Annotated in this window: 26 protein-coding genes; 14 read left to right on the top strand and 12 right to left on the bottom strand. The window is 63.5% G+C overall.

What is annotated here, in order from left to right:
* Window position 1: 1 nt before the first annotated feature.
* The 4 genes from E2583_RS22350 to coaBC all read right to left on the bottom strand — a co-directional run bounded on the left by E2583_RS22350 (window position 2) and on the right by coaBC (window position 3,207).
* Complete coding sequence (locus E2583_RS22350; protein WP_291598786.1) at window positions 2-811, bottom strand: hypothetical protein; 810 nt, start codon at window positions 809-811, stop codon at window positions 2-4.
* 30 nt (window positions 812-841) lie between these two features.
* Window positions 842-1,291: a dUTP diphosphatase gene (gene dut, locus E2583_RS22345; protein ID WP_291598784.1), complete on the bottom strand. Its 450-nt coding sequence runs from the start codon at window positions 1,289-1,291 to the stop codon at window positions 842-844.
* A 147-nt stretch (window positions 1,292-1,438) separates the two neighbouring features.
* Window positions 1,439-1,957, bottom strand: a complete 519-nt coding sequence (locus E2583_RS22340) for a hypothetical protein (protein WP_291598782.1) — start codon at window positions 1,955-1,957, stop codon at window positions 1,439-1,441.
* A 23-nt stretch (window positions 1,958-1,980) separates the two neighbouring features.
* Window positions 1,981-3,207, bottom strand: a complete 1,227-nt coding sequence (gene coaBC, locus E2583_RS22335; protein ID WP_291598780.1) for a bifunctional phosphopantothenoylcysteine decarboxylase/phosphopantothenate--cysteine ligase CoaBC — start codon at window positions 3,205-3,207, stop codon at window positions 1,981-1,983.
* A 113-nt stretch (window positions 3,208-3,320) separates the two neighbouring features.
* On the opposite strand from coaBC, the gene E2583_RS22330 reads away from it, so the two are divergent.
* From E2583_RS22330 to E2583_RS22310, 5 genes are all read left to right on the top strand, one after another.
* A complete protein-coding gene (locus tag E2583_RS22330; RefSeq protein ID WP_291598779.1) occupies window positions 3,321-4,982 on the top strand; it encodes a CTP synthase in 1,662 nt (553 codons plus the stop codon).
* Between the two features lie 151 nt (window positions 4,983-5,133).
* Window positions 5,134-5,991: a 3-deoxy-8-phosphooctulonate synthase gene (gene kdsA, locus E2583_RS22325; RefSeq protein ID WP_291598777.1), complete on the top strand. Its 858-nt coding sequence runs from the start codon at window positions 5,134-5,136 to the stop codon at window positions 5,989-5,991.
* Between the two features lie 435 nt (window positions 5,992-6,426).
* Window positions 6,427-7,713 (top strand): phosphopyruvate hydratase, encoded by a 1,287-nt coding sequence (gene eno / locus E2583_RS22320; protein ID WP_291598776.1) that lies wholly within the window; start codon window positions 6,427-6,429, stop codon window positions 7,711-7,713.
* A 73-nt stretch (window positions 7,714-7,786) separates the two neighbouring features.
* Complete coding sequence (locus E2583_RS22315; protein ID WP_291598775.1) at window positions 7,787-8,065, top strand: septum formation initiator family protein; 279 nt, start codon at window positions 7,787-7,789, stop codon at window positions 8,063-8,065.
* Entirely contained in the window at window positions 8,034-8,576 is a 543-nt protein-coding gene (locus tag E2583_RS22310; protein ID WP_291598773.1) for a hypothetical protein, read from the top strand. Before E2583_RS22315 ends, E2583_RS22310 begins: the two co-directional genes overlap by 32 nt.
* A gap of 107 nt (window positions 8,577-8,683) precedes the next feature.
* Here E2583_RS22310 and E2583_RS22305 read toward each other — a convergent pair whose 3' ends face one another.
* Entirely contained in the window at window positions 8,684-9,691 is a 1,008-nt protein-coding gene (locus E2583_RS22305; protein ID WP_291598771.1) for an Hsp33 family molecular chaperone HslO, read from the bottom strand.
* A gap of 30 nt (window positions 9,692-9,721) precedes the next feature.
* Window positions 9,722-10,246: a gamma carbonic anhydrase family protein gene (locus tag E2583_RS22300; RefSeq protein ID WP_291598769.1), complete on the bottom strand. Its 525-nt coding sequence runs from the start codon at window positions 10,244-10,246 to the stop codon at window positions 9,722-9,724.
* 50 nt (window positions 10,247-10,296) lie between these two features.
* Here E2583_RS22300 and E2583_RS22295 point away from each other — a divergent pair, with 50 nt between their 5' ends.
* The 3 genes from E2583_RS22295 to E2583_RS22285 all read left to right on the top strand — a co-directional run bounded on the left by E2583_RS22295 (window position 10,297) and on the right by E2583_RS22285 (window position 13,846).
* A complete protein-coding gene (locus tag E2583_RS22295; RefSeq protein WP_291598767.1) occupies window positions 10,297-11,103 on the top strand; it encodes a ferritin-like domain-containing protein in 807 nt (268 codons plus the stop codon).
* Between the two features lie 161 nt (window positions 11,104-11,264).
* Window positions 11,265-12,524, top strand: a complete 1,260-nt coding sequence (locus tag E2583_RS22290; protein ID WP_291598765.1) for an EAL and HDOD domain-containing protein — start codon at window positions 11,265-11,267, stop codon at window positions 12,522-12,524.
* Between the two features lie 35 nt (window positions 12,525-12,559).
* The gene (locus E2583_RS22285; RefSeq protein ID WP_291598764.1) at window positions 12,560-13,846 is read left to right on the top strand and encodes an EAL and HDOD domain-containing protein; all 1,287 of its coding nucleotides are present in this window, start codon (window positions 12,560-12,562) and stop codon (window positions 13,844-13,846) included.
* An 82-nt stretch (window positions 13,847-13,928) separates the two neighbouring features.
* Here E2583_RS22285 and E2583_RS22280 read toward each other — a convergent pair whose 3' ends face one another.
* On the bottom strand, window positions 13,929-14,933 hold the full coding sequence (locus E2583_RS22280) for a tripartite tricarboxylate transporter substrate binding protein (protein WP_291598762.1): 1,005 nt from the start codon (window positions 14,931-14,933) through the stop codon (window positions 13,929-13,931).
* A 223-nt stretch (window positions 14,934-15,156) separates the two neighbouring features.
* Between E2583_RS22280 and E2583_RS22275 the strand changes: the two genes are divergently transcribed.
* A complete protein-coding gene (locus tag E2583_RS22275; protein ID WP_291598761.1) occupies window positions 15,157-15,813 on the top strand; it encodes a molybdopterin-dependent oxidoreductase in 657 nt (218 codons plus the stop codon).
* A gap of 6 nt (window positions 15,814-15,819) precedes the next feature.
* Here E2583_RS22275 and xerD read toward each other — a convergent pair whose 3' ends face one another.
* Window positions 15,820-16,776, bottom strand: coding sequence for a site-specific tyrosine recombinase XerD (gene xerD / locus E2583_RS22270; protein WP_291598758.1), 957 nt, complete (start codon window positions 16,774-16,776; stop codon window positions 15,820-15,822).
* A gap of 106 nt (window positions 16,777-16,882) precedes the next feature.
* A complete protein-coding gene (locus E2583_RS22265) occupies window positions 16,883-17,767 on the bottom strand; it encodes a LysR family transcriptional regulator (RefSeq protein ID WP_291598757.1) in 885 nt (294 codons plus the stop codon).
* 111 nt (window positions 17,768-17,878) lie between these two features.
* On the opposite strand from E2583_RS22265, the gene E2583_RS22260 reads away from it, so the two are divergent.
* Complete coding sequence (locus E2583_RS22260) at window positions 17,879-18,919, top strand: NAD(P)H-quinone oxidoreductase (protein WP_291598755.1); 1,041 nt, start codon at window positions 17,879-17,881, stop codon at window positions 18,917-18,919.
* Window positions 18,920-19,000: 81 nt separating this feature from the next.
* On the opposite strand, the gene E2583_RS22255 is transcribed toward E2583_RS22260, so the two are convergent.
* The gene (locus E2583_RS22255) at window positions 19,001-19,981 is read right to left on the bottom strand and encodes a tripartite tricarboxylate transporter substrate binding protein BugE (protein WP_291598753.1); all 981 of its coding nucleotides are present in this window, start codon (window positions 19,979-19,981) and stop codon (window positions 19,001-19,003) included.
* Window positions 19,982-20,216: 235 nt separating this feature from the next.
* Here E2583_RS22255 and E2583_RS22250 point away from each other — a divergent pair, with 235 nt between their 5' ends.
* Window positions 20,217-21,125 carry an AEC family transporter gene (locus E2583_RS22250; RefSeq protein ID WP_291598752.1) on the top strand — a complete coding sequence of 303 codons (909 nt, stop codon included), beginning with the start codon at window positions 20,217-20,219 and terminating at the stop codon, window positions 21,123-21,125.
* Between the two features lie 55 nt (window positions 21,126-21,180).
* Here E2583_RS22250 and queG read toward each other — a convergent pair whose 3' ends face one another.
* Window positions 21,181-22,221 carry a tRNA epoxyqueuosine(34) reductase QueG gene (gene queG, locus E2583_RS22245; protein ID WP_291598750.1) on the bottom strand — a complete coding sequence of 347 codons (1,041 nt, stop codon included), beginning with the start codon at window positions 22,219-22,221 and terminating at the stop codon, window positions 21,181-21,183.
* A 12-nt stretch (window positions 22,222-22,233) separates the two neighbouring features.
* Between queG and tsaE the strand changes: the two genes are divergently transcribed.
* From tsaE to E2583_RS22230, 3 genes are all read left to right on the top strand, one after another.
* Window positions 22,234-22,755: a tRNA (adenosine(37)-N6)-threonylcarbamoyltransferase complex ATPase subunit type 1 TsaE gene (gene tsaE, locus E2583_RS22240; protein WP_291598748.1), complete on the top strand. Its 522-nt coding sequence runs from the start codon at window positions 22,234-22,236 to the stop codon at window positions 22,753-22,755.
* Entirely contained in the window at window positions 22,752-24,272 is a 1,521-nt protein-coding gene (locus E2583_RS22235; protein WP_291598746.1) for an N-acetylmuramoyl-L-alanine amidase, read from the top strand. Before tsaE ends, E2583_RS22235 begins: the two co-directional genes overlap by 4 nt.
* 184 nt (window positions 24,273-24,456) lie before the next feature.
* A complete protein-coding gene (locus tag E2583_RS22230) occupies window positions 24,457-24,672 on the top strand; it encodes a glycine zipper 2TM domain-containing protein (RefSeq protein ID WP_291598744.1) in 216 nt (71 codons plus the stop codon).
* A gap of 106 nt (window positions 24,673-24,778) precedes the next feature.
* On the opposite strand, the gene E2583_RS22225 is transcribed toward E2583_RS22230, so the two are convergent.
* A complete protein-coding gene (locus E2583_RS22225) occupies window positions 24,779-25,432 on the bottom strand; it encodes a DedA family protein (protein WP_291598742.1) in 654 nt (217 codons plus the stop codon).
* Between the last annotated feature and the right edge of the window lie 165 nt (window positions 25,433-25,597).

Genomic DNA, 25,597 nt, shown 5'->3' with positions numbered 1-25,597 from the left:
ATCACAGGCTGCGCAGCAGCTGCGCCAGCGTATCGGCCTCGGGAAACAGCCAATCGGCCAGAGCCCCCAGCGCCACGGCCGTGACCAGGGCCCCGAGCACGGGCTTCCAGCTGATGCGCAGCGCCGCCGGCAGCCAGCCTTCGCGCTCCACCACATACAGGGTGCGGGTCATCAGCAGCGCGAACGCCACCTCGACGGCCACAGTCAGGAACAGATCGGCACCGAACACCAGCCACACCAGCGAGCCCATGCCCGTGACCGCGACCAACAGGGCGGCAAAAACCAGCAGCACCGGAACGATCACGACGGCACCTTCATCCAGCGCGTCCAGACCCGACACATCGACATCGGGCAGCTCCACGCCCGATGACACCGGCGCGACCTCGGGCACAGCAGCGCCCGCCTCCCAACTGCCGCCGGCGCCCCCGCCGCCGTAGGAGCCCCCCTGCCCGCTTTCAAGGGCCCCAGCGTCGGCACTGCCCGATCCGCCGCCGAAGCCCGGGCCATCGGACGGCACATCGCCCGTATTCCAGTCACGGCGCAGCATGCAGCCTGCCCACACGCGGACCAACAGCAGATAGAGGAGATAGCCGCAGGCCAGCGCCAGCCCGTAGCGCAGCCCCATGCTGTGCACGCCGGCATGCAGCAGGCACAGACTGATCAGGGACATGGCAGCCAGACTGAGGCCGCCGGTCAGTGCGGCATGCAGACGCAGCCAGTGGCGCTTTTGCAGGCACCGCCGCATGTGCTGGTCGCGGCCCAGTTGCACCTGGGTCCAGGCAGCAGAGCGGTTGCGGGACTTGCGGCTCATGTCGCGCGAGGGCCGTGCCTTTTGGCAGGCTTACTGCTTGCCGGTGGAGCCGTAGCCACGTTCGCCGCGCTCGCTGGCGTGGTCAAAGTCATCCACCAGGTTGAAGCGGGCCTGCACCACGGGCACGATGACCAGTTGGGCCAGACGGTCCATGGGCTGCAGCGTGAAGGCGGTTTGCGAGCGGTTCCAGGCGCTGACCATGAGCTGCCCCTGGTAATCGGAGTCGATCAACCCCACCAGATTGCCCAGCACGATGCCATGCTTGTGGCCCATGCCCGAGCGCGGCAGGATCAGCGCCGCGTAATGGGGATCCTTGAGGTGCATGGCCATGCCGGTGGGAATCAGCTGCCACTGACCGGGCTCCAGGGTCAGGGGCGCATCGATGCAGGCACGCAGGTCCAGGCCGGCGCTGCCGGGAGTGGCATAGGCGGGCAGGTTGTCGCGCAGGCGCGCATCGAGAATCTTTACATCAACGTTCATAGGGATCTGGCTCGTTTTGTCTGTGCTGAAACAAGGCCCGAGGGACGGGCCTTGCCTTCCATGCGGCAGCTGCGTGCAACCGCCGGCGGTTTTCCTGAAGGGCGCCATTGTGCCCGCTGCCGGGCAGGTGCCGGCGCTGGACGCCTGTCAGCGGCCTTGCAGGCGCCTGAGGACGCCGCCCACCGCCGACATCAGGCCCATCAGGGCGAGCAGCACGCCAAAACCCTGGATGAACTGCGACAGGATCACCCCGCCCACAATCAGCGCCAGCGAGCCCGGAGACACCCAGGGCTTGCGGCCGGTACCGGCCTTCTGCGCCTCGATCTCACGCTCCATGGTCTTGAAGCGCTGCTGCGCCTCCTGCTTGGTCACTGCGGCATCCTGGCGCCGTGCAGCCGCCGGGCGCTGGACCGCTCTGCCGCCCGCCGTGCTGCGCGCACCCTGCATCTGCTGCGCCTGCTCGGCCATGTCGCGCGCCTTCTGCAAGCCGTTGCGCAGCTGGGACATGGGCGAAGCGCCCTGGGAGCCCGGCGTGACGACCGCAGTCTGAATCGCTCCGTCGATGCTGCGCAGCGTGCGACGGTACTCGGGACTGGCGCGCATCAGCTGGTCCACATAGGCCACATAGTCGCCATTGCGAGGGCCTTCATAGCTGGAGAGATTCATGTTCGGACTCCTGGGGTCACGGATCAGGCACGCTGGGCGCTCAGGCGCTGCGCAATTTCATCGACCAGCTGACGCGCCAGCACGTCCTTGCCGGCATGGGGCAGCTCCTTGGAGCCCCGATCGTCGATCAGCAGCAAGGCATTGTCGTCCTTGCCAAAGGTGGCGGGGCCGATATTGCCCACCAGCAGCGGCACGCTCTTGCGCAGCCGCTTGGCACTGGCGTGCTTGAGCAGGTCATGGCTTTCAGCCGCAAAGCCCACGCAATACAGTCTGCCCGAGCGGGCCTGCTCGGACTGGGCCACTCCGGCAAGAATGTCGGGATTCTCGACAAAGTCCAGGGTCGGAACTTCGCCCGAGCCGTCCTTCTTGATCTTCCGGTCGGAACACTCGGCCGGCCGCCAGTCGGCAACGGCGGCCGTGGCGATGAAAATCGACGCCCCCGCGACCAGGGACTGCACGGCCTGCTGCATCTGGCGTGCCGACTGCACGTCGACGCGCGTCACGCCGCGCGGGGTGGGCAGATGAACGGGGCCGGCCACCAGCGTGACCTGGGCACCCGCCTCGCGCGCCGCACGGGCAATCGCGAAGCCCATCTTGCCGCTGGACAGATTGGTGATGCCGCGCACCGGATCGATGGCCTCGAAGGTCGGGCCGGCCGTCACCAGGACATGGTGTCCCTGCAGGCTCTTGGCCGTGAAATGAGCCGCCAGCTCCTCCATGATCTCCTCGGGCTCCAGCATGCGGCCGTCGCCGGTCTCGCCGCAAGCCTGGCTGCCGTTGCCCACGCCCAGCACCAGGGCCCCATCGGCCTGAACCTGGGCCAGATTGCGCTGGGTGGCAGGATGGGCCCACATCTCGCGGTTCATGGCCGGAGCCAGCAGCAGGGGCACGCTCTCCATGGGACGGGCCAGGCACATCAGGCTGAGCAGCTCGTCCGAGCGTCCCTGCACCAGGCGCGCGATGAAGTCCGCGCTGCAGGGCGCGATGAGAATGGCATCGGCCTCCCGGCTCAGATTGATATGGGGCATGTTGTTGGGTTCGCGCACATCCCACTGGGAGGTGTAGACTGCGCGCCCAGAAAGCGCCTGCATGGTGACGGCCGTCATGAACTGCTCGGCTGCCTCCGTCATGACCACCTGCACCGTGGCACCGGCCTGAACCAGCAGGCGGCACAACATGGCCGATTTGTAACAAGCCACGCCCCCGGAGAGACCCAGCACCAGATGTTTGCCTGCGAACACGTCATTCATGCTGCGCAATTTATCAGACCTGAGCGGCTTTGCCGCCGCAGAAGCATCCCTGTACGCCACGCCGAAATTCGTGGCGCACCTATAATCCTGTTTTACCACCACCAAAAAAAGACATGACCAAGTTCGTCTTCGTCACCGGCGGTGTGGTGTCTTCCCTAGGTAAGGGAATCGCCTCAGCCTCCCTTGCTGCGATTTTGGAATCGCGCGGTCTCAAAGTCACCCTCATCAAGCTCGATCCCTACATCAACGTGGACCCGGGCACCATGTCCCCCTTCCAGCACGGCGAAGTGTTCGTGACCGATGACGGAGCCGAGACCGATCTGGATCTGGGCCACTACGAGCGCTTCATCGAAACGCGCATGCGTCAGAGCAACAACTTCACCACGGGCCGCATTTATCAGTCCGTGCTGGAAAAGGAACGCCGTGGCGACTATCTGGGCAAGACCGTGCAGGTCATTCCCCATGTCACCAACGAAATCCAGGAATTCATCAAGCGCGGCGCGGGCCTGGGCACCGACCACGAAGTGGATGTGGCCATCTGCGAGGTCGGCGGCACCGTGGGCGACATCGAGTCGCTGCCCTTCCTGGAGGCAGCACGCCAGCTGGCGCTCAAACTCGGCCCCAACAACTCGGCCTTTGTGCACCTGACCTACCTGCCCTTCATCGAGACGGCGGGCGAGCTCAAGACCAAGCCCACCCAGCACACCGTGCAGAAGCTGCGCGAAATCGGCATCCAGCCCGATGCACTGCTGTGCCGCGCCAAGCACCAGGTGCCTGAAGAGGAAAAGAGCAAGATTTCCCTCTTCACCAATGTCCCCGAGTGGGGCGTGATCTCCATGTGGGACGTGGACACCATCTACAAGGTGCCGCGCATGCTGCACGAACAGGGTCTGGACGGCCTGATCTGCGACAAGCTGCGCCTGAACACGCCTCCCACCAATCTCAAGCGCTGGGACGATCTGGTCTATGAGACCGAGCACCCCCAGGGCGAAGTCAAGATTGCCATGGTGGGCAAGTACGTGGAACTGTCCGATGCCTACAAGTCGGTCAATGAAGCGCTCAAGCACGCAGGCATGCGCAACCATGTGCGCGTGAAGATCACGCATGTGGACTCGGAGACCATCCACGACGCGGATGCCACCAAGTTGCTGAAGGATTACGACGGCATCCTGGTGCCGGGCGGCTTCGGCTCGCGCGGTGTGGAAGGCAAGATCTCGACGGCCCGCTTCGCCCGCGAAAACAAGGTGCCCTACCTGGGCATCTGCCTGGGCATGCAGGTTGCCACCATCGAGTACGCCCGCCATGTGGCCGGCCTCGAAGGCGCCAACTCCACGGAATTCGACCCCGCCACACCCAACCCCGTGATCGCACTGATCACCGAGTGGAAGGACGCTGACGGCACGATCAAGACGCGTGACGAGAACTCCGACCTGGGCGGCACCATGCGCCTGGGCGCGCAGTCCTCGGACGTGCAGAAGGGCACGCTGGCGCACAGCATCTACGGCGACGTGGTGACCGAGCGTCACCGCCACCGCTATGAAGCCAACACCCAGTATCTGGACCAGCTGCGCGATGCCGGTCTGGTGATCTCGGCCCTGACCCAGCGCGAACAGCTGACCGAAATCGTCGAGCTGCCCGCCAAGGTCCACCCCTGGTACATCGGCGTGCAGTTCCACCCCGAGTTCAAGTCCACCCCCTGGGATGGTCATCCGCTGTTCAACGCCTTCATCAAGGCAGCCATGGACAACAAGGCCCAGGCGGGCAAGAAGGCCTGATTCCCCTCCTTCGGAATCGATCCTGGAATAGGAGCTGCCAGCGCTTGAAAATCAATGATTTCAGCATCAGATGATGCTGAAATCATTCAATAAAGAGCGCTGGCAGCTTCAGTTTTTGAAGCATGCACGGCATGCAAAAAAGGAACCCACCATGAAACTCTGTGGCTTTGATATTGGTCTGGACCAACGCTTCTTTCTGATCGCCGGCCCGTGCGTGGTCGAATCCGAACAGCTGCAGATGGACGTGGCCGGGCAACTCAAGGAAATCACCGCCTCGCTGGGCATCCACTTCATCTTCAAGAGCAGCTTCGACAAGGCCAACCGCTCCTCGGGCACCAGCTTTCGCGGCCCCGGCATGGAAAAAGGCCTGGAGATCCTCGCCAAGGTGAAAAAGGAATTGAACGTGCCCATCCTCACCGATGTGCACACCGAGGCCGAAGTGCCTCATGTGGCGTCTGTCGTCGACATGCTGCAGACCCCCGCCTTCCTGTGCCGCCAGACGGACTTCATCCGCGCCGTGGCCCAGTCGGGCAAGCCCGTGAACATCAAGAAGGGGCAGTTCCTGGCTCCGCATGACATGAAGAATGTCATCGACAAGGCCCGCGCTGCGGCCCTGGAAGCGGGCCTGCCCGCAGACAGCTTCACGGCCTGCGAACGCGGCGCCAGCTTCGGCTACAACAATCTGGTCAGCGACATGCGCTCGCTGGCCATCATGCGCGAAACCGGCGCCCCTGTCGTGTTCGACGCCACCCACAGCGTGCAGCTGCCCGGCGGCAACGGCACCTCCAGCGGTGGCATGCGCGAAATGGTGCCCGTGCTCTCGCGTGCGGCCGTGGCCGTGGGCGTGGCGGGCCTGTTCATGGAAACCCACCCCGACCCCTGCAACGCCCTGTCGGACGGGCCCAATGCCGTTCCGCTCAAGCACATGAAGGCCTTGCTGGAGACCCTGGTGGCGCTGGACGATGTGACCAAGCGCAACGGCTTCCTGGAAGACCACTTCCAGGCCTGAGCATGTTTGCACAGCGCTCCGGCACCGGCATGACGGCCTCGCTGCAGGCGGGCAAGCCCGTGCGCCCTGCCCGCCCCCAGTCGGCCCCCGGCGCCTGAACCGATGATGCACCCCGGCATGCCCGACACGATGGTGCGTGGCGTCATGCCTTTTGGGTATCCGCTTTTGTGTCCGAATGCCTGCACAGAAACGTATTGCGCAAGAAATTCGACGGCTGCAACACGTCAAGGCAAAAGCGGCCCACCAAATTTGTGCACAATAGCCGCCGCAGCCTCTTCCATACTCGTCGCGTGCACGGCGCGCGCGCAGCATGTGGAGAAGAGTCGGCTTCACAATTTTGATAGCAGCTTGCGCTTTATGCACAAGCGCTTGGGCGTGATTTCATGAATGAAGTCAGCCTGCACGTACCGATTTCAGAAACCCAAAGGAAATGCAATGAGTGCCATTGTTGACATCGTAGGTCGCGAAGTGCTGGACAGCCGCGGCAACCCCACCGTTGAATGCGACGTGCTGCTGGAATCCGGCGTGATGGGCCGTGCCGCCGTGCCCTCGGGCGCGTCCACCGGTTCGCGCGAAGCCATTGAACTGCGTGACGGCGACAAGGGCCGCTACCTGGGCAAGGGCGTGCTCAAGGCTGTGGAGCACATCAACACCGAAATCTCCGAAGCCGTGCTGGGCCTGGACGCTTCCGAGCAGGCCTTTCTCGACAAGACCCTGATCGACCTCGACGGCACCGACAACAAGAGCCGCCTGGGCGCCAACGCCATGCTGGCTGTCTCCATGGCCGTGGCCCGCGCCGCTGCCGAAGAGGCCGGTCTGCCCCTGTACCGCTACTTCGGCGGCATGGGCGGCGTGCAGCTGCCGGTTCCCATGATGAATGTGATCAACGGCGGCGCCCACGCGAACAACTCGCTGGACCTGCAAGAGTTCATGATCATCCCGGTGGGCGCCCCCACCTTCCGTGAAGCCGTGCGCTGGGGCGCCGAAGTCTTCCACGCGCTGAAGGCCATCATCCACCACAAGGGCATGTCCACCGCCGTGGGCGACGAAGGCGGCTTCGCGCCTTCCGTGGAAAACCACGAAGCCGCGATCCAGCTGATCATCGAAGCCATCGAGAAGGCCGGCTACAAGCCCGGTGAGCAGATCGCCCTGGGCCTGGACTGCGCAGCATCCGAGTTCTACAAGGACGGCATGTACGTGCTGGCCGGCGAAGGCAATATGACGCTGACTTCGACGCAGTGGACCGACATGCTGGCCGGCTGGTGCGACAAGTACCCCATCATCTCCATCGAAGACGGCATGCACGAAGGCGACTGGGATGGCTGGAAGATTCTGACCGAGCGCCTGGGCTCCAAGGTCCAGCTGGTGGGTGACGACCTGTTCGTGACCAACACCAAGATCCTCAAGGAAGGCATCGAAAAGCGCATCGCCAACTCGATCCTGATCAAGATCAACCAGATCGGCACCCTGACCGAGACCTTCGCCGCCATCGAGATGGCCAAGCGCGCCGGCTACACCGCCGTGATCTCGCACCGTTCCGGCGAAACCGAAGACAGCACCATTGCCGACATCGCCGTGGGCCTGAATGCGGGTCAAATCAAGACTGGCTCCATGAGCCGCTCCGACCGTATCGCCAAGTACAACCAGCTGCTGCGCATCGAGGAAGACCTGGGCGACGTGGCCGAGTACCCTGGCCGCGCCGCCTTCTACAACCTGCGCTAAAGTGCAGGGCTGAAGCAAGCACCCGAGGCCGGTTGCGGCCTGGCGCTTGCCCTTGATTCCACCAGGTTTTTCTATGGTCAACCGCGTCGTCTGCGTCACTTTGCTGGTCTTGCTGACCGCCATTCACGCCCAGCTCTGGCTGGGCAATGGCAGCATGGCCTATGTGCGCGAGCTGCAGCAGCAGATCGACGACCAGTACGCGGCCAACGCCCTCGAAAAGTCGGAAAACGACAGGCTGCAGTCCGAGGTCAACGACCTCAAGGACGGCCTGTCCACCGTGGAAGAAAAGGCCCGCTACGAGCTGGGCATGGTCAAACCCAATGAAATCTATATTCAGGTTTCCAGGCGCTGATCCGGCGCCCGCTCCGTCCCGAAGCCAGCCCCGCGCTGGCTTTGCTGTTCCTGCGCCCACGGTGCTGCTGCTGGGCGCTCCCCATGCCCTGGCGCGCAGCATGGCGCATGGCTTGCTGCAGGCCCGCCTGGATGCGGGCATGACCAGCCCGTGGCAATGCATGGCCCCTGTGCCCGGTGATGAATGGCCGGCCGATGCCCTGGTCTATGTGCTGGGACAGGATTGGCGCGATGCCGACCCGGAACCCGCCATCGCGCAGCAGATCAGCCGGTGGCGTGAACTGCTGCACGCACGCGCACAGAGCTATGTGATGCTCTACGGCAGGCCGTCCGCCCAATGGCAGCAACTGGCCGCATCTCTCAAATTCACAGCACCGACCGCAGACTGGGACTGGATCTCAAGACAGAACCCGTGGAGTTCCAGCCAGAGAATTCGCCGCAAGGCGTGCGAGCAGTGCGGTGATCCCGAGTGCGAGCTGGCGCTGTTCGAATCCCTGAAAAACGACCGCTGAGGATGCCCGAGGCAGCCTGATACCTCCTTGGGCTCCCGTGCCCGGCCCCCTGGCCGCATGCAGCCCCCGCTGCAAGGGCCTGCAAGGTCAAGCTCCCCCGGACAGGTTTACTGCACGGCGCTGGAGCTGGGAGGCTGCTTTTGCACATCGGTGAACAGACGCGCCGCATCGATGGCGTCGAACTGGTATTGCTGGCCGCAGAAGTCGCAACCCACTTCGATCTTGCCGCGTTCGGCCACGATGGAGTCCACCTCCTCCTCGCCCAGCGACACCAGCATGGCAGCCACCCGGTCGCGGCTGCAGGTGCAGGCGAAACGCGGAGCCTGATCGTCGGCCTGCGGAGCGAAGCGCAGCAGCTTCTCCTCCCAGAACAGGCGCCGCAAAATGGTTTCCACATCCAATGTCAGCAGCTCTTGCTGCGTCAGACTGGAGGCCAGCGTGGCAATCCGGTTGTACTCCTCGTTCAGGCCCTGGGCATCGTGCTCGGACTCGCCGCTTTCGGTGGCGGCGGCCAGATTCGCCTCGCCCTTCACGGGCATGCGCTGCAGCATCAGGCCGGCAGCGATCTGGTCATTGGCGGCCAGCACCATCACGGTGTCGAGCTGCTCGGACTGCATCATGTAGAACTGCAGCGCATCCGACAGACGCTCGAAGCGGCCGCCGGCGGCATCGTTGAGCGGAACCACGCCCTGATAGGGATTCTGGCCGGGCTGACGGTCCTTGGGATCCAGCGTGACGGCACAGCGGCCCCCGCCATGGGCATTGACCAGTTCCGCCAGCGGAGCCAGCTGGCCGCGCAGCGGAAGATGGGCTTCGCCCACCAGCGATGCCGTGGCGCGCAGGCTCAGATCCGACTGCACTTCGGCCACGGCCAGCTTGACCGGACCGTCCCCCATGACCTGAAACACCAGCGCGCCATTGAACTTGATGTTGGACTGCATGAGCACGCCGGCTGCCGTCATCTCGCCCAGCAAGGTGCTGACGGCCTCGGGATAGGCACCGGTATCCTGGTTGCCGGCGCGGCGCTTCAGGATCTCCTGCCAGGACTCAGTCAGGCGAACGATGGCACCACGCACGGGCAGGCCGTCAAAAATGAATTTATGCAGTTCAGACACGCTAATCGATTCCGGTAAAAAGCCGGGCTCTCAGCCCAGCTTGCGCAAGCCGCGCTTGAAGCGGCGAGCATTTTCAACATAGTTCCTGGCGCTCTGGCGCAGACCTTCGATCTGCTCCGGCGAGAGCTCGCGCACGACCTTGGCAGGACTGCCGAGAATCATCGAGCCGTCGGGGAACTCCTTGCCCTCGGTCACCAGCGAGCCTGCGCCCACCAGGCAGTTCCTGCCGATCCTGGCGCCGTTGAGCACCACTGCACCGATGCCGATGAGCGAGCCATCGCCAATCGTGCAGCCATGCAGCATTACTTGGTGGCCAACCGTCACATTGCAACCCACCGTCAGCGGTTTGCCGAAATCGGCATGCAGAACGCTGGCATCCTGGATGTTGGATCCCGCGCCGATGCGGATGTTTTCGGCATCCCCACGAATGACGGTTCCGAACCAGACGCTGGCATCCTTGTCCAGGGTGACGCGACCCATGACCTCGGCGCTGTCGGCCACCCAGGCAGTCTCGTCAATCTGCGGCGCAACGCCGTCGAGCTCGTAAATTGCCATGTGCTTGTCTCCCAGTGGCTTGTCTCTTTATAGAACCTAGAATTGTAGGGATGGAGTTACGTCATCGCGCGCTGGAGGTCTTGTGCTTTGCAGACCCTGAACAAAAAGCGGCTGCAGCCATTGATCTGTATACGCAAAAAGCTCTCTATTCAATCGCAGAAACCGCCCCTGTGCTGGGCCTTGCCGAAGCCGATCTGCCCGGTCGCCCGGCCAGGCCCGAGCTCAGGCACCACACGGCCGTGGCGCGCCGCTCACCGGCCACGCTCGAAGGTCGGGCCGTCCTCATCCACGCCATTGCGCACATCGAGTTCAATGCCATCAACCTCGCGCTGGACGCCATCTGGCGCTTCGACGGCATGCCCGAGCGGTATTACCACGACTGGCTCCAGGTGGCAGCCGAGGAAGCCAGGCATTTCCGCCTGCTGCGCAACCATCTGCGCCAGCACCATGGACAGGATTATGGCGACCACCCGGCCCACCAGGGCCTGTGGACCATGTGCGAAAAGACGGCCGGCGATATCGTGGCCCGCATGGCCCTGGTGCCGAGAACCCTGGAAGCGCGCGGCCTGGACGCCACGCCGCAGATCCAGAACAAGCTGCGCAACACCCATGCGCCCGACGCGCTGGCTGCCTGCGACATCCTGGACATCATCTTGCGCGAGGAAGTCGGCCATGTCGCCATCGGCAACCACTGGTATCGCTGGCTGTGCGAGAAAAACGGTCTGGATCCCGAATCGTTGTACCTGGAGCTGACGCAGCGCTATGAAGCACCGCGCCTTCGTCCGCCCTTCAATGAGAGGGCACGCCGCGCCGCAGGCTTCACCGCGACCGAAATCGCCTGGCTGCAGCAGATCTAGGCTTTTTTCTTGACTCGAATCAAGAATCAACCGCCTGTTCGGGGCCGCCTGCCGAAGTTGTTCGCGCAAACTGCCTGAACGGATGCAGCTGACACTATGATCGGCTCATTCTTACAATAACCGGTACCGCCAACCATTTCTCACACAGATGTCATGCAGCAATGAGTGAACAAACCATAGAGGACCAGGCATTCGCCTCGCCGCGCAACCTGTCCAAAGGCATGATTGCACGCCAGCCCATTGTCAACGGGCTGCAGCAAATCATCGGCTACGAGCTGTTCAACCGCTCGCGCTCGCCTTATGGTCACACCATGGCCTCAGACGCGACGCTGATCTTCGCGGCCCTCACGCATGCGGGCGAAGAGGATCTGGTCGGCACCAAGCTCATGTTCGTGAACTGCACCCACGAAGGACTGACCGGCGAGCATCTGGAGTTGCTGCCGGCCGACAAGGTGGTGCTGGAGATCCCCCCACTGGGCCATGCTGCCGCGCACGAAGTGGTGGCCCGGCTGCCCACGCTGCTGGCACTCAAGGACCAGGGCTTTCATCTGGCCTTCAACCACACGGTGCTGGAGTCGGTGTACGCGGCCTGGCTGCCGCTGGCCGACTACATCAAGCTCGATCTTTCCACGCTTGCGCCGGACCAGCTCACGGTGCTGGTCAAGTTTGCAAATCGCCACACACGCGCCGAGCTGATTGCCGAGAAGGTCGAGAGCGCCCACCAGCACGAGCTGGGACAGCGCCTGGGCATCGAGCTGTTCCAGGGTTTCTGGTTCGCCCGCCCCACCGTGATGCAGACCCGCCTGCTGACCCCCACGCAGCAAAGCATCATCCAGTTGCTGACGCTGGTGCGCGAGCAGGCCAGCACCGACGCGATCGAGGAAGTGCTCAAGAAGGACGCAGCGCTGGCCTTCAACCTTCTGCGCCTTATCAACTCGGCCAGCTTCGGGGCCCATCGCAAGATCACATCGTTCAAGCAGGCGGTGATGCTGCTGGGCCTGAACAAGCTGTTTCGCTGGGCCGCCATGCTGCTGACAGCCGCCCGCGATGGCGGACCGCCACCGGCGGTGGGCCAGACCGCCGTGATTCGCGGCCGCCTGATGGAGCTGCTGGCCAGGCACTCGCTGACCGACACCGACGCCGACCTTGCCTTTATCTGCGGCATGTTCTCCATGCTGGACCGCATGCTGGGCATGCCCTTGCCTGCGGCACTGGCACTGATTCCGGTCTCCGAGTCGGTCTCTGCCGCACTGCTGCATCACGAGGGCATTCTGGGCGAGCTGCTGATGCTCACCAAGGCCTGCGAGAGCCATGACCAGGAGCAGTTCGACCGCAGCGCCTGCAGCCTGGAGCTGGAGCACCGGGACATCAATCGCGCACACCTGCAGGCGCTGAGCTGGACGGAGTGCCTGTCCGAGTGACAGCGCCCTCCCCTCACCCCCAAGCGACAACCGACATGGATACATCTGACACCAACGCCTCTTCACCGCCTGCCGGCCCCGTCACAGACAGGGACGAGGCCAATATGGCCAGCATCGCGCGCCAGGCCATCGTCGATGAAAAACGGGATGTGTATGGCTACGAGCTGTTTGACCGCTCGGTGGCACATAACGCCCATACGGCGGCATCCGATGCAGCGCTGCTGTTCAACGCCCTGTCCTACGCCGGTGCCGAGGCTCTGGTGGGCAAGAAGACGGTTTTCATCAACTGCACCCATGACAGTCTCAGCGGCGGCCACCTGGAGCTGATCCACCCCGACCGCGTGGTGCTGGAAGTGCCGGCACTGCCCGCCGATGCCACGCAGGAAAACATCGAGGCCTGCCTGCCCACGTTCGCAGCTCTGCGCCAACGCGGATTTCGCCTGGCCTTTGACCAGAACCTGCTGCGCCGCAATTACGCGTCCTGGCTGCCCATGGCGTCTTTCGTCAAACTGGACATGCAGAGCTTTGCACTCGAGCATGCCGAAAAACTGGTGAAGTTTGCGCAGACCTACACGCGTGCCCAGATCGTGGCGGAGAAGGTCGAGACCGCCGAGCAGTTCGAGCACATGCGGGGTCTGGGCGTGAAGCTGTTCCAGGGCTACTGGTTCGCCCAGCCCCAGCTCGTGCAGGCGCGCACCATCCGCCCCACGCAGACCACCATCATCCAGCTCATCAACCTGGTGCGCCAGCAGGCCACCACGGAAGAGATCGAAGAGCTGCTCAAGAAGGACCCCACACTGTCCTTCAACCTGCTGCGCTTCATCAACAGCTCGGGCTTTGGCCTGTCCTGCGAAATCACCTCCTTCCGGCACGCGGTAATGATTCTGGGACTCAAAAAGCTGTTCCGCTGGGCGGCCCTGCTGCTGACCACCTCGCGCGCCGGCGGCACACCGCCGGCCGTGGGCCAGACAGCCGTGGTGCGCGGTCGCCTGATGGAACTGCTGACCGCCGAGCTGCTGCCCCCCGAAGAGTGCGACCACGCATTCGTCGTAGGCGTTTTCTCGCTGCTCGATGTGATGCTCAGCCAGCCCATGGCCAAGGCCCTGGAATCCGTCGCCCTGCCCCAGTCCGTGGTCGATGCTCTGGTACACAACCAGGGCGTTTTTGCGCCTTTCCTGGAACTGACGCGCGCCTGCGAGTCCGGCGACGAAGCGGCTTTTGCCCGCGCTGCCAATGCGCTGCAGCTGTCCAACCATCAGGTCAACTGGGCCCATCTGCAGGCGCTGAGCTGGGCCGACAACCTGACCAGCGAAGTGATCTGAGTCGATGCGCTTGCTGCGCATAACGGCAAAGGGCTTGCGGCCAATGTGACCGCAAGCCCTTTGTCATTGCAGAGTGTCCCGATCAGTTGGTCTGGATGCCTGCAGCCTTGATGATCTGGGCGTTGGACCTGGACTCGGCCTCGATCTGCCTGGCAAAGTCCGCAGCCTTGCCGCCGGTCGGCACATTGTCCGTGGCCTCCAGACGCTGACGAATCTCGGGCAGCGCCAGCGCCTTGTTCACCTCGGCATTCAGTCGAGCCAGCACGGCTGCGGGCACACCCGCAGGAGCAAAGATGCCGAAGACCGATGTGGTGTTGGCGTTCTTGTAACCCAGCTCGGCCAGCGTGGGCACCTGAGGCAGCGAATCCAGACGCGCCGGAGCGCCCACGGCCAGGGCCTTGAACTTGCCGGCCTTGATATGCTGCATCACGGCCGGGCCGGCATTCGTGGACAGCACCTCGAACTGTGCGCTCAGGCCGTCATTGAGCTGCTGGCCGCCGCCCTTGTAGGGCACATGGGTGATCTGCACCTTGCCCTGATCGGCAATCTGCTCGAGCATGATGTGTCCCAGCGACGCCAGACCGGCCGTGGCCCAGCGCACATCGCCGGGATGGGCCTTGGCCTGGGTCATCAGCTCGGGAAAGCTCTTGGCAGTCAGACGGGTCGTTCCCAACAGCAGCACGGGCGAGTACATCACGCTGACCACCGGAACGATATCCTTGTGCGGATCGAACAGCGGCTTGCCCAGATGGGGACTCAGCGTCAGCGGGCTGATGGACGAAAAGCCCAGCGTGTAGCCATCGGGATTGGACTTGGCGACCTGATCCAGGCCAATCGCGCCACCCGCACCGGCCTTGTTGTCGATCACCACCGACTGGCCCAGCGACTGCGACAGCTTTTCACCCAGGGCACGGGCCACCACATCGCTCACCCCCCCGGCAGGATAGGACACCACCAGACGAATGGGACGGCTGGGCCAGCCAGCCGCGTCGGCTTTGTCGGCCGCCTGGACATTCAGGGACAGGGTGGCAGGCAGCACGGCTGCCAGGGCACAGGTCAGCATGCTGCGACGCAGAAAGTTAGTCATCACTCGAAATCCAAAAATCAAGACCTGCATTTTTGACCAAAGTGAATTCCCAGGTTGATTTGAACGACGATTCGTCAATTCATTGGACAGAAAACATCAAAATAAAACTTCAAACACTCATATAGACCAAGAATGCAGCAGACAGGCGTCTTCGCCAGCGTGCCGCAATGACGTCCGCAGGCCTTCTCGCTAGACTGCAGCCATCACCACAGAGAAAGCACCCATGGCAGAACAAAACCCTCTATCACGTCGCGCCCTGCTGCTGCAAGGCGGTGCTGCGGGCGCTGCACTGGGCGCCATGGCCCTGCCCGCATCGGCCACAACCACGCGCAAGGCCTCGCGTCCCTGCGTGCTCGATGGTCTGCAACCCGCGGTGCTCACCATCAGCGGCCCCGGCGTGCAAGCCAATCGTGGCAAGCCTCAGCCCGTGGCGGACCGCATGCTGATCATGCATGGCTATCTGTTCGATGCAGCCTGGTCCTGCGGCATGGATGCGCTCAACAGCCTGGAGCAGCAGACGCTCAGGACCACGCTTGAATACGACGAAGCCGAGCACAGCCTGCAAGGCCCGCTGCTGGAGCAGGTGCTGCAGGCCGCCGGCGTGGATGTGGGCCAGGCCATGGCTCAAGGCCTGCAGCTGACCTTGCAGGGCATAGACGGCTATCGCAGCCAGATACCGCTCGCCCAGGCCGTGCGCTGGCGCATGCTGATCGCCACTCAGCTGGACGGCGTGCCGTTGGCCATGGGCGGCGTGGGCCCGCTCTGGGCCATTTTTGCTGCCCATCAGATTCCGGAGCTCGGCCAGTTGCCCGTCAAGCAACGCTTTCCTGCCGCCGTCTGGGGGCTCTACCACCTGCAACTGGCCAGCCCGGCTGTCTAGACCTGCTCAGCCGCGTGGGTGATGCTCGGCGTGCAGGGCCTTGAGCCGCTCGCGCGCCACATGGGTATAGATGGTGGTGGTGGAGATATCGGCATGTCCCAGCAACATCTGCACTACGCGCAGATCGGCGCCATGGTTGAGCAAATGCGTGGCAAATGCATGGCGCAGCGTATGCGGTGAGAGAGGTGAGTTGATCCCCGCAATCTGCGCACATTTCTTGACGATGACCCAGAACATCACGCGGCTCATGCCCGCGCCGCGCTGGGTCACAAACACCTCTTCGGTCTGCTGCCCTCCCAGAATCGCCGCCCGCGCCTGCTGCAGATAGCGCTCCAGCCAGTGCTGCGCCTCCTGACCGAACGGCACCAGCCGCTCCTTGCGCCCCTTGCCCGTCACGCGCAGCACGCCTGAGCGCAAGTCCAGCTCATGCATGCGCACACCCACCAGCTCGCTGACGCGCAGACCGCTGGCATACATCAGCTCCAGCATGGCGCGATCGCGCAGACCCAGCGCAGTCTCCACATCGGGTGCGTCAAGCAGGGCCTCGACCTGCTCCTGGGTCAGGGTCTTGGGCGTGCGCGGCGGCTGCTTGGCCGCCAGCATGCGCACCGTGGGGTCGGCAGCGATGCGCTTTTCGCGCAGCGCCCAGTGAAAGTAGCGACGCAGGACCGTCAGCCGCCGGTTCGAGGAAGTGGCCTTGGTGCCCTCCACTCGGGCCGTGAAGTAGCCCTGCAAATCCGCTTCCAGCGCTGCATCCAGCGCCTTGGGCGGCTGCAACTGCGCCAGCCAGCGCGCAGCCGCCGTCAGGTCGCGGCGATAGGCGGACAGGGTGTTGCGCGAAAGCCCGTCCTCCAGCAGCAGGGCATCGATGAACTGATCGAGCGCCTCCTGACTCTGCGGCAAGGGCTGCGGCCAGTCTTCGGGGATCTGAGACTTGCGAACTTTTTTAGGACTTTCGGGCATGGGGCTAGCGTACACGCTGGCTGGAGGCCAGCCGACCTGAATATAAAGTCCATGCCCCTTGGAAGCCATGAACCAGTTGCTGGCAGGGGAGAGTGTTCCACCTGCTTCATCCTATGCCGACCGCTTGAACGTCAAACGCATCTCCAAGAAACTGTGCCGCAGCTCTAACCCTGGCCGTGCGCTGGAGATCAGGATGCATGACCTGCCAGACTTCGTAGTCGTTCGGTCGCCGGCGTTGCGGCCAGATACGCACCAGACCTTCCCGCTCCCCCATCCACACCGGCATTTCACCCAGGCCTATGCCTGCGGCCACTGCCTCGCGAACCAGCAGACTGGAACGGACCGACATGGCTATCCTGGCCTGACGTGCAAGCACTCCGGCCATGCTCAGGAATGGCCCCTGTTCCAGATAAGGCCCGTAGGCCACCAGGTGATGGCCGCGCAACTCGTCGTCGACAACTGGCTCGCCAAAACGGGCCAGATAGCCCTCGCTGGCGAACAACCCCACGGGCCACGAAGCCACGCGGCGAACCACCAGTTCAGGACTCTCGGGCCGGACGTTGCGAAAGGCGATATCCGCCTGCCTGCGACCGAGGCTGAGCAGCTGGGTGGAGACTTCCAGGTCCACGCGGATGTTTGGCCAGTGCTGCTGCAAACGCTCGACGGCAGGTAGCAACAGGTCGATGGCGATCGAATCGGTGGCGGTCACACGGACGATGCCGCTGGGGTTTTCGTCCTGCCCCTCAATCTTGCTGCGCAGATCCATGGCCGCACTCTCCATGCGCCGCGCCGCAGCCAACGCCGTCTCGCCAGCGGCCGTGAGCAGGTATCCATCCTTGGCGCGCAGAAACAGCTTGGCCCCCAGCTCGGACTCCAGCGCATTCAGCCGTCGCCCGACCGTCGCCTGATCGACGCCCAGGCTGCGCGCTGCGGCGCGCAGGGAGTGGGTGCGGGTCAAGGCGAGAAAGATGCGGGTATCGTCCCAATTCATGGCTCATAAGTTGATGCAAATTTGCATCAATGTAGAGCGAAATTGCTGCGTTGCAAACAAAGGTTTGCGTCGTAATCTTCAGCGCTCCAGGATATTCCGAGCACGACGCATATGCCCACCTTTTTGACAGACTCCATCACCGCAGCAAAGCCCGCGACCATGCAGGCCATTGTTTTTGACGACTTTGGCGGGCCCGAGGTGCTGGTGGCCCGCGAGCAGCCGGCCCCCGAGCTTCGCCCCCACGACCTGCTGGTGCGCAACGCCTCCATCGGCGTCAATCGTGCCGACCTCTACCACCGCAAGGGCGCCTACGGCCGAGCTTACTTTGGTGACGCAGACACCATGGGCCTGGAGATCGCCGGAACCGTGATCGCGGCCGGTCCCTTGGTACAGGGCTTCTCCGTGGGCGACCGGGTCATGGGCATCGTGGGCGGTGGAGCCTACGCCGAGCTCTCGCGTATTGACCACCGCATGGCGATGCATGTCCCCGAGAGCTTGGACCTGGTGGATGCCGGTGCAATACCCGAGGTCTTCGTGACGGCACACGAAGCCCTGTTCCATCTGGCTGGCTTGCAGGCCGGCGAATCCGTGCTGATCCATGCGGCGGCGGGCGGTGTCGGATCGGCCGCCGTTCAACTGGCCCATGCGGCCGGTGCCCGGGTTTTTGCGACGGCCAGCGGGGACAAGCGCGAAGCCGTCCTGGGCTTCGGAGCCGGTGTCTTCATCGACTATCGCAGCGAGGACTTCCAGGCCGTGGTGGCCCAGGCCACGGGCGGCAAAGGGGTGGATATCGTGATCGATTTCGTCGGTGCCCCCTACCTGGAGCCCAATGTGCGATCGCTGGCCGTCGGCGGGCGCATGGTGATGGTGGGCCTGCTGGGCGGCTCCCAGGGTGCTGCATTGCCCATGGACCTGGTGCTGTACCGCCATCTGCGGATCTTCGGAACCGTGATGAAGTCACGCTCGCCCGAAGTCAAGCAGGCGATGGTCCAGCGCTTTGCCCAACGATGGCTTGGTGCATTGGAGAGTGGAGCGATACGGCCCGTGATCGATAGCTCCTTTGCCCTGGCGGATGCGGCTCAGGCACACAGGCATATGGAGTCCGGAGTCAGCATCGGCAAGATTCTGCTGCTGCCCGGAAGCGGCAAATAATATAAAAAACAAAGCCCGAATGGCCTCGACGGCCATTCGGGCTTGCGGCGTCCGCTACTGCACCAGCAGCGGATCAGCTGCTTAGTCCAGTGTCAGCTTCTGCTTGGCCACGACCTGCTTGTAGGTTTCGTACTCTTCCTTCAGTTCCTTGGCGAATTCCTGAGGCGAGTTGCCCACCACGAGCGAACCGGTGTCTTCGATGCGCTTCTTGACTGCGGGGTCCTGCAGCACCTTCTTCACGGCGGCGTTGATCTTTTCCACCATGGCCTTGTCCATGCCCTTGGGACCCAGGATGCCGTAGGACGCCATGCGATTGACCTGGGGCAGGCCCACTTCCTTGAAGGTGGGCACGTCAGGCAGCACCGCCAGACGCTGGGGAGCGGCCACGGCGATGGCCTTGAGGCGGTTGTCCTTGATGAAAGGCAGTGCCGAAGGCAGATTGTCCAGAATCATGGGGATCTGGCCGGCAACCGCGTCATTCAGGGCCGGGCCCGCGCCGCGGTAGGGCACGTGGGTCATCTGGATACCGGTCAGCGATTTGTACAGCTCCATCAACATGTGCTGGATGCCGCCCGTGCCGGACGAGCCATAGGAGTACTTGCCGGGATTGGCCTTGAGTTCGGCCTCGAAAGCCTTGTAGCTGGCCGCGCCGGGGAACTTGGGGTTCACGGCGATCACATTGGGCGTGGCCGCAATGTTGATGATGGGCGTGAAGTCGGTCAGCGGGTTGTAGGGGGTCTTGGGATTGATGGCCGGGTTGGTGGCCATGGTCGACAGGGTGGAAATGCCCAGGTTGTAGCCATCGGGCTTCTGACGCGCGGTTTCCTGTGCACCGATGACGCCGCCGCCACCGCCCTTGTTGTCCACCACCACGGACTGGCCCAGCTCCCTGCTCAGAGGCTCGGCAATCACACGCGCAATGATGTCGGTCGTGCCGCCTGCAGCAAAGGGCACCAGCAGCTTGATGGGCTTGGTGGGGTAGTTGGCCTCGGCCATGACGGCAGTGGAAAAACCTGCGGTTGCCAGGGCCATTGTCAGGCCCATGCACATACGACGATTCATGAAGGGGTCTCCCTATGAGTTCTGAAATCAACGGTCGATAGTACGTGGCGCAAAAAACCCGACATATTCTTGTTAGCCCTGATTTATTGGTATTTACCCTAGAGTTCTGCAATTTCCTTGACAAATCCAAAGAGCAACGCAAATAAATCGGAAGCCCCCTGTAAGTAGTACTACATAGAAACTCCGCAAACGCTTTGCCCCCTGAAAACCGCGACCGGCCCTATGCTTGCAGGCCGTGAACTATCTCGAACTGCTTTTCCCCGATTTCGCGCTCATCGTGCTGGGCTACGTGCTGTGCCGCTTCACCCCCATCAACCGCAGCGTCTGGCAGCCCGTGGAGCAGCTCGTCTACTACCTGTTGTTTCCGGTACTGCTGTTTCACTCCATCACGCGCAATCCCATCCAATGGGGTGAGGCGAGCCAGTTGCTGGCTGCCGGCGTGCTGGCCGGCCTGCTGGGCATCGCACTGACGTACTGCCTGCCGTATCTGCCGTTTTTCGGCCGGCGCATCGATACCCGCAGCTACGCAGGCGCGGCGCAAGTGGCGTTTCGCTTCAACTCCTTCATTGCGCTGGCGCTGGTTTCACGCCTGGCAGGGCCGGACGGGCTGCTGTATGTCTCGGTGCTGATCGGCGTGTCCGTGCCCCTGTTCAATGTGGCCGCCGTCTGGCCCATGACACGCGGTAGCGGCCAGCATTTCGTTGGCCACCTGTTGCGCAATCCGCTGATCATCGCCACTGTCGGCGCCCTGCTGTTCAATGCCGCCGGACTGAAGATCCCCACCTTGCTGGAAGCCCCCGTGGCCCGTATCGGTGCGGCCTCGATCGCACTGGGCCTGATGGCCGCTGGCGCTGGCCTCAAGTTCAGTGCATTGGCCAGCAACAAGCTGCTGGCCAGCGAGCTGCTGCTGATACGTCATGCCATCCAGCCGCTGATCGCCTTTGCCATGGTTCAGCTGTTCCACCTGAACCAGCCGCAGGCGATTGCGCTGATGGCGTTCTCCAGCCTGCCCACCGCCTCGTCCTGCTATGTGTTGGCCGTGCGCATGGGCTATGAGGGATCGTTTGTGGCCAGCCTGATTTCTCTGTCCACCCTGCTGGGCGTGCTCAGCCTGCCCTTCGGACTCTGGCTGATAGGCATTTGACCAGGGTCGCTGCCTGCGATGGCTGGATCCGCCTCTGATGCCTTTTCACGAGAGTTCAGCCACGCTGCGCCAGCGCCCATGCCACATGCTCGGCCACCATGGGATCAGGATGATCTGCCCGGCCTTGCAGCGCGGCCCTGATTTCAGGGTGGCCGGTTTCTCTCCAGGCGTTGCCCAGGGCCACGGCCACATTGCGCAGCCAACGCGCATGTCCGATGCGGCGAATGGGGCTGCCTTCGGTCACCCGCAAGAACGTGGCTTCATCCCAGGCCAGGAAATGCACCAGCTGCGTGCCGGCCAGGCCGGCGCGGGCGTCAAAGTCGGGCAAGGCGCTGGGCTGGGCAAACTTGTTCCAGGGGCAGGCCAGCTGGCAGTCATCGCAGCCGTAGATGCGGTTGGCCATCAGAGGGCGCATTTCTTCGGGAATGCTGCCCGCATGCTCGATGGTCAGATAGGAGATGCAGCGCCGCGCATCGACCCGGTGCGGCGCGACGATGGCCCCCGTGGGGCAGGCATCGATGCATGAAGTACAACTGCCGCAGTGCGCCGTGACGGGGACCGTGGGCTCCAGCGCAAGGTCCACATAGATTTCGCCCAGGAAGAACATCGACCCGGCCTCGCGGCTCAGCACCAGCGTGTGCTTGCCGCGCCAGCCCTGGCCGCTGCGGCTGGCAAGCTCGGCCTCCAGCACCGGGGCAGAGTCGGTAAAGGCACGGTGGCCGAACGGACCTATTTCCTGCGCGATGCGCTCGGCCAGCTTCTGCAGGCGGTTGCGCAGCACCTTGTGATAGTCGCGGCCCCTGGCATAGAGGGAGACAACGCCTTCTTCGGGACGTTGGAGCCTGTCCCATTCCACGGCCTGCCATCCGTCCCCGGTCTGGCGCGGCAGATAATCCATGCGCGCGGTGATCACGCTCACCGTGCCGGGAACTAATTCCGCAGGCCGGGCTCGTTTCAAACCATGGGCCTGCATGTAATGCATCTCGCCATGGAAGCCCTGTGCCAACCATTGCAGCAAGCCGGGCTCTGCCGAGGACAAATCCACGCCCGCCACGCCGATTTGGGAAAATCCCAGCTCGCGAGCCCAGGCTTGCATCAAAGGAACCAATTGACTGCTGCTCAACATACACCCCGAATTGTAGGAAGCGAGCCCACAGCGGCGCTGGCGCAGCGCCAGATAGTCTGGCAGAGCGAACAAGATACCGAGCGCTTCGCCCGACAGCTGGCCGCCCTGCCAGGGCTGCGCAACGCCTATGTGACCCTGCATGGCGATCTGGGTGCAGGCAAGACCACGCTGGTGCGCCACTGGTTGCGCGCCCTGGGCGTGCAGGGCCGCATCAAGAGCCCCACCTATGCCGTGGTGGAGCCGCACGTGGCCGGCAATCTGTCGATCTGGCACTTCGACTTCTACCGCTTCGACGATCCGCGCGAATGGGAAGATGCAGGTTTTCGTGACATTTTCGCCAGTGAGGGACTCAAGCTGGCAGAATGGCCCGAAAAGGCTGCAGCGGTCACACCTGTTGCGGATATAGCTATCCATATTGAAGCAATTGACGATGTGCAGCGGCAGGTGACGCTCAAGGCTGGCACCCCCGCAGGCTGCACCGTGCTTGAAGCATTGACGGCATGAGCAAAACAACTTCCTCCAAGGCTTTTTCCGATCTGCCCGGACCGGGTCCTTCCCGACCGGGTCCTTCCCGACCGGGTCTTTCCCGCCGCAATCTGCTGCAGGCAGGTGCCGTGGTTCTGCTGCTGGGACGCCAGCATATTGCGCAGGGCGCGAGCATCGTCGCCGTGCGCGTCTGGCCCGCCCCCGACTACTCGCGCGTCACGCTGGAATCCGATATTCCACTGACGGCCAAGCCGGTCTTTGTCCCCAGTCCGCCGAGGCTGGCCGTCGATATCGAGGGTCTGGACCTGAATCCGGCGCTCAAGGAGCTGGTGGCCAAGGTCCGCTCCGACGACCCCAACATCGCCAGCATCCGCGTCGGCCAATTTGCTCCCGGCGTGGTGCGTCTGGTGATCGATCTCAAGCAGGAAGCCAGGCCCCAGGTCTTCACGCTGGCCCCGATTGCCCCCTACAAACACCGGCTGGTGCTGGACCTCTACCCCGCCAAGGCAGTGGATCCACTGGAAGCCCTGATCAGCGAGCGCCTGCGCGATGCCGGCAGCACGGCCGCCGCGTCGGCTGCGCACAGTCCGGCCATCACGACGCCGCCCCCGTCTGCGATTGCGTCCGCGCCCCAGGCCGACCCTCTCGGCGACCTGATTGCCCAGCGCAACCAGCGCCCCAGCACTCCTGCGCCGGCTCCCGCGGCGATTGCACAGGCGCCGGCGCCCGTTCCGCCACCACCGGCACCCGCGCCTCGCCCGGCACCGGCCCCCAGGCCGGCACCCAATATCGCCACCTCGCAGAGCACGGACCGCATCATCATCGTGGCCCTGGACCCCGGCCATGGCGGCGAGGACCCCGGAGCCACCGGCCCCAGCGGTCTGCGCGAGAAGGACGTGGTGCTCAAGGTGGCCCATCTGCTGCGCGAGCGCATCAACAACTCGCGCATCGGTGGCAGCCCCATGCGGGCCTTCATGACGCGCGATGCCGACTTTTTCGTGCCCCTGGCCACCCGTGTGGAAAAAGCCCGCCGCGTTCAGGCCGATCTGTTCATCAGCATCCATGCCGATGCCTTCACCACGCCGTCGGCGCGCGGTGCCAGCGTGTTCGCGCTCAGCGAACGCGGGGCATCGAGCACGGCTGCACGCTGGCTCGCCAACAAGGAAAATCAGGCCGACCTGGTGGGCGGGCTGAACGTGGGCGGGTTGCAGGATCAGCATGTGCAGCGCATGTTGCTGGACATGAGCACAACGGCCCAGATCAAGGACAGCCTCAAGCTGGGAACCTCGCTGCTGGGCGAGATCGGCAGCATGGCCAAGCTGCACAAGGCCCGCGTGGAGCAGGCCGGCTTTGCCGTGCTGAAGGCCCCCGACATACCCAGCGTGCTGGTGGAAACCGCCTTCATCAGCAACCCCGAGGAAGAGGCCAAGCTGGCCTCTGCCGCCTATCGCGAGCAACTGGCCGATGCGCTGATGACGGGCATCCGCAAGTACTTCGCCCACAACCCGCCGCTGGCGCGCAGCCGGTCCGTCTGAGTAGGCGCTTACACAAATTCATCTTGCCTGGCTGTCAGCGGCCAAGCCGGCTTGATGACAGTCGCCAAGCCTGAATGACACGGGCTTGGCCCTCTCTCCTACCTGAAAGCGGGGGCAAAAGGTTCAAGATCAAGCGGTGTTCTTATGAAAGCAGGCCTCTTTGGCCGCTCTACAGGAGAGACCTATGAAACTGCGAACTCTTGCCATCACCGTGACTGCAGCCTTCACGCTTGCCATGTCAGGGTGCTCCACTTCGCCCACCAATGCCCAGATCGGCACCGGCGTGGGCGCCGTCGCCGGCGGCGTGGTCGGCGATGCACTGTTTGGTTCCACATTGGGCACAGTCGGCGGCGCTGCAGCAGGCGCGCTGATCGGCAACGAGGTCGGCAAGCGCAAGTAAGCGCCCCGATCCGAGAGGAATGCCCAACAAAAAGCCCCGGCGTGCCGGGGCTTTTTCATGGGCCGTCGCCATGAGGGTGGATGCGCAGCGCTGTCCAGAGCGCAGCTCAGGCGGCCCTGGCCTTTTCGGCCTTGCCTGCGCGCCAGGCTCCGAAGATGGCGATCAGGCCCGGCACCAGGATCAGGCCCCAGATGATTTTCTCGAGATTGTTCTTCACCCACTCCATATTGCCGAAGAAGTAGCCGGCGGCGCTGATGCCCACGACCCACAGCACGGCCCCCACGACATTGAACAGGCTGAACCTGGCGCGGCTCATGTGGGCCACACCGGCCACGAACGGTGCAAAGGTGCGGATGAAGGGCATGAAGCGCGCCAGGATGATGGTCACGCCGCCATAGCGTTCATAGAAGTTGTGGGCCTGGTCAAAGGCCTTGCGGTTGAACCAGCGCGAATCCTCCCACTGGAACACCTTGGGGCCCAGGTAGCGGCCAATCGTGTAATTGCTCTGGTCGCCCAGAATTGCCGCCGCGAGCAGCACCACCACCGCCAGCGGATAGCTCATATAGCCTGCTCCGCAGAGCGCTCCGACGATGAACATCAGCGAGTCGCCAGGCAGAAAAGGCATGACGACCACACCGGTTTCAACAAACACGATGACGAACAACAGGGCATACACCCAGGGCCCGTAGGCCACGACAAAGGCCTCCAGATGCTTGTCGATATGCAGGATGAAGTCGATCAGGAACTGAATGATTTCCAAAACATGGTCCTCGAAAGTGGATTGGCATACCGGCGTATGCCGGCCAGTAATGTACTGCGCACCGCAAGGCCTGCAGACCCTCCTGCCTTCGCGGGAGTGCCATGTTTTCGAGAGCAAACTCACAGCTGCTTGCAGACTGCAACAAGAGTGGCGCGCCAACGGCAG

This window comes from Comamonas sp., from assembly GCF_009360615.1.
GTDB lineage: Bacteria > Pseudomonadota > Gammaproteobacteria > Burkholderiales > Burkholderiaceae_C > Comamonas.
The sequence above is the reverse complement of the archived record's forward strand: the minus strand, read 5'-3'. Positions and strand labels throughout refer to the sequence as shown.